Annotated in this window: 1 protein-coding gene; it reads right to left on the bottom strand. The window is 70.6% G+C overall.

Translation table 11 applies throughout. The features are described from left to right. Positions 1-4,452, bottom strand: a 4,452-nt coding sequence (locus GSF22_RS31155) for a type I polyketide synthase (protein ID WP_208817491.1), incomplete at both ends; no start/stop codon positions are given.

Below are 4,452 nucleotides of genomic sequence, written 5' to 3'. Positions count from 1 at the left end.
GCACCACCCGCTCGGACGGGGTCTCCGTAGCCGGCGCCTCCACCGTCACCGGCGGCTGCTCCAGGATGACGTGCGCGTTCGTACCCGAAATGCCGAACGACGACACCGCCGCCCGACGCGGCCGGTCCACGACCGGCCACTCCCGCGCCTCGGTCAACAACTCCACCGCACCCGACTCCCAGTCGATATGCGGGGACGGCGCGTCCACATGCAGGGTCCTCGGCAACACACCATGCCGCATCGCCTGCACCATCTTGATCACACCAGCCACACCCGCAGCCGCCTGCGTGTGACCCAGATTCGACTTGATCGACCCCAACCACAACGGCTCACCGTCGACCCGGCCCCGACCGTACGTCGCCAACAACGCCTGCGCCTCGATCGGATCACCCAGACTGGTACCCGTACCGTGCGCCTCCACCGCATCCACCTCGGCAGCCGACAACCCCGCACCGGCCAACGCAGACATGATCACCCGCTGCTGCGACGGACCGTTCGGCGCCGTCAGACCATTCGACGCACCGTCCTGGTTGATGGCGGACCCGCGCACCACCGCCAGGACCCGGTGCCCGTTACGTACCGCATCAGAGAGCCGCTCCAGCACGAGCATGCCGACACCCTCGGCCCAGCCGGTACCGTCCGCACCTGCGGCAAACGCCTTGCACCGTCCGTCCGGGGACAGCCCACGCTGCCGGGAGAAGTCGACGAACGTGTTCGGCGTGGCCATCACGGTGACGCCGCCGGCCAGTGCCAACGTGCACTCGCCGGTACGCAGCGCCTGGGCCGCCCAGTGCAACGCCACCAGCGACGACGAGCAGGCCGTGTCGACGGTGACCGCCGGCCCCTCCAGACCCAGGTGGTACGCCACCCGACCCGAGGCGATACTGCCACCCGTACCGAGGAAGCCCTCCACCGAATCCGCAGCCGACGCCACCACACTGTCGTAGTCGTGGTACATCACCCCCGCGAACACACCTGTCCGCGAACCCCGCAACGACACCGGATCGATCCCGGCCGCCTCCACCGCCTCCCACGACGACTCCAACAACAACCGGTGCTGCGGATCCATCGCCGCCGCCTCACGCGGCGAAATCCCGAAGAACCCCGGATCGAAATCCGCCGCCCGGTGCAGGAAGCCACCGTGCCGGGTGACGCTGGTACCGGGGTGCGCCGGATCCGGGTGGTAGATCGCCTCCAGATCCCAACCGCGGTCCGCGGGGAACGGGCTCACCGCGTCCACACCCTGGCTGACCAGGTGCCAGAGCTGCTCGGGTGAGGAGACCCCGCCGGGGAACCGGCAGGCCATCCCCACGATCGCAATCGGCTCGTCATCGGCCACCGACACCACCGGCAGCATCGCCGCCGGCTCGTCCCCGCCGAACAACTCCGACCCGAGGAACCGGGCCAACGCCACCGCACTCGGGTGGTCGAACACCAACGTCGCCGGCAACCGCAGACCGGTGACCACGCTGAGCCGGTTACGCAGCTCGACCCCGGTCAACGAGTCGAAACCCAACTCCTTGAACGCCCGACCCGACTCCACCGCATCGACCGACGCATGCCCCAACACCCCGGCCACCTCGGCCCGCACCAGCTCCACCAGCGCGGACTCCCGCTCGGCCTTACCGAGCGGCGCGAGCTGCTGGACGAGCGAGGTCGCACCCTCGGCGACCTGGGCGGTCCGGCGGCTGCGCCCCCGCGCCAGTCCGCTCAGCAGGCGCGGGATCTCCGACTGGGCACCCAACGCCCGGGCGTCGATGCGGATCGGCACGAGGACGGCGTCGCCGGTGGCGACCGCCGTGTCGAACAGGGCGAGACCCGCACCGGTGGGCAGCGGCGGCGTACCCGACTCGGCCAGTCGCCGCAGGTCGTGCTCGCCGAGCGTGTCGGCCATACCGTGTTCCCAGAGGCCCCAGGCGAGGGAGACCGCCGGCAGGCCCAGACCCACCCGGTACCGGGCCAACCCGTCCAGGAACGAGTTCGCCGCCGCGTAGTTGCCCTGCCCCGCGTTACCCAACACACCCGCAGCCGACGAGAACAACACGAACGCCGACAGGTCCAGGTCCCGGGTCAACTCGTGCAGATGCCACGCCGCATCCACCTTCGGCCCGAACACCCCCGCAACCCGCTCCGGCGTCAACGCATCGAGCACACCGTCATCCAGCACACCCGCCGCATGCACCACACCCGACAGGCCATCAATGCCGGCGACCACCGCCGCCAACCCGGCCCGATCCGACACGTCACACGCCTCGACGCGAACCTCCGCCCCAGCGGCCACCAACTCGTCCCGCAGATCCACCACACCCGGCGCATCCACACCCCGCCGGCTCACCAGCACCAACCGCCGCACACCACGCGCGACCACCAGATGCCGGGCCACCAACGCACCCAGACCCGACGTACCACCGGTCACCAGAACCGCACCATCAGCCGGCCAGGAAACCTCCCCGACCAGGTCCGTCACCCGCACCAGACGGGGCACGAACACCCGACCGGCCCGCACCGCCACCTCCGGCTCGCCGAGTTCGACGGCGGCCGGTACGGCGAGCAACGACTCGGTCTGCTCGTCCACGTCGACCAGTACGAACCGGCCCGGGTTCTCCGACTGGGCCGAACGCACCAGACCGGCCACCGCCGCGTACGCGGGGTCGGTCTGCTCCGGGTCACCGGCGACGCCGGTCGCCCGACGGGTCACCACCACGACCCGGCTGTCCAGGAGAGCCGACTCGGTGAGGAACCGCTGTACGGTCAGCAGCGCCCGCTGCGTGGCCTCCCGGGCCTCCCGGGCGGCGTCCGCCGGTCCGCTCTCCGGCACGAACGGGACCACGATGGTGGAGTGCCCCCCGTCGATGGCCAGCAGGTCGTCCAGGGTGGCGAACCCGGGTACCAGGCCGTCGAGCCCGGTCAGGTCAGGGGCACCGACGAGGGCCCAGGTGCCGGCCGGGCCGACCCGGTCGACCGCCACCGGCGACCACTCCACCCGATACAACGGCTCCACCACACCGGAACCACCCAACGACCCCACATCAACCGGCCGCAACGCCAACCCCGACACCGACGCCACCGGCGCACCCACCGCATCAGCCAGCTCCAACACCACACCCGAAGCCGACGACACCAACCGCACCCGCAACGCCACCGCACCCGTGGCCGACAACCCCACACCCGAGAACACGAACGGCAACTCCGCCCGCTCCACACCCCCGGACAACAAACCCACACCATGCAACGCCGCATCCCACAACGCCGGATGCAACCCGAACCCATCCACCACCACACCAGCCGGCAACCCGACCTCGGTGAACACCTCACCACCACGACGCCACGCCGCCCGCACACCACGGAACACCGGCCCGTACTCCAGACCCACCGCAGCCAAACCGTCGTACAACTCATCCACCGACACCACCTCCGCACCAACCGGAGGCCAGACGCTCAGGTCGAAGTCGACCGGAGCCTGGTAAGCGGCGAGTACGCCGGTGGCGTTCTGCACCCAGTCGAGCTGTTCCTCACCGCTGTGCTCGGTGCGGGAGTGGATGGTGACGGCCCGGTTGCCGTTCGGGTCCGGTGCCGCGACGCTGACCCGGAGCTGGACCGCTCCGGTGCCGGGGACGACCAGCGGCGCCTGGAGGGTCAGCTCGTCCACAGCCTCGCAGCCGGTCTCCTCGGCGACGTGCAGCGCCAGGTCGACCAGGGCCGCCCCGGGCACGATGACCGTCCCACCGACGACGTGGTCGGCGAGCCACGGGTGGGTCTCCAGCCCGATCCGACCGGTGAAGACCGAGGCGTCCGGCATGGCCACCATCGCGCCGAGCAGCGGGTACCGGGCGCCGGTGATACCGGCCGACGACACGTCGCCGGTGACCGTGGCCCGCTGTGGCCAGTACCGCTCGTGCTGGAACGCGTACGTGGGCAGGTCGACCCGCCGGCCGCCGGCCAGCACGGTCGAGAAGTCGACGGCGATGCCGCGCGTCCAGAGGCTGCCGAGTCCGGCGGTGAAGGTGACCGCAGCGTCCCGGTTGCGGCGGGCCAGCGGTACTGCGGTGGTGTCCTCCAGGATCTGCCCGGTGAGGGCGGTGAGGATCGCGTCCGGGCCGATCTCGACAAAGGTGTTCACACCACTGGCGGTGACCGCGTCGGCGAACCGCACCCCGGCCTTGACGTGCTCCACCCAGTAGTCGACATCCGCCCACACACTCGCGGTGGTCAACTCACCGGTCACCGTCGAGGCGACAGTGACATCGCTGGCCGCGAAGGACAGGCCGGCGACCACCGTGCGGAACTCGTCCAGCATCGGCGCCATCAACGGCGAATGGAACGCATGCGACACCGACAGCCGCTTCGTCTTACGACCCAACCCCCGGAAATGCGCCGCCACCTCCTCGACCGCCGCCTCGGCACCCGACAGGACGACCGAGGTCGGGCCGTTGACCGCACCGACACCGACCA

Origin of the sequence: Micromonospora echinofusca (assembly GCF_017614955.1) — a bacterium.
Lineage (GTDB): Bacteria > Actinomycetota > Actinomycetes > Mycobacteriales > Micromonosporaceae > Micromonospora > Micromonospora echinofusca_A.
This window is presented reverse-complemented; position numbering and strand designations above follow the sequence as displayed.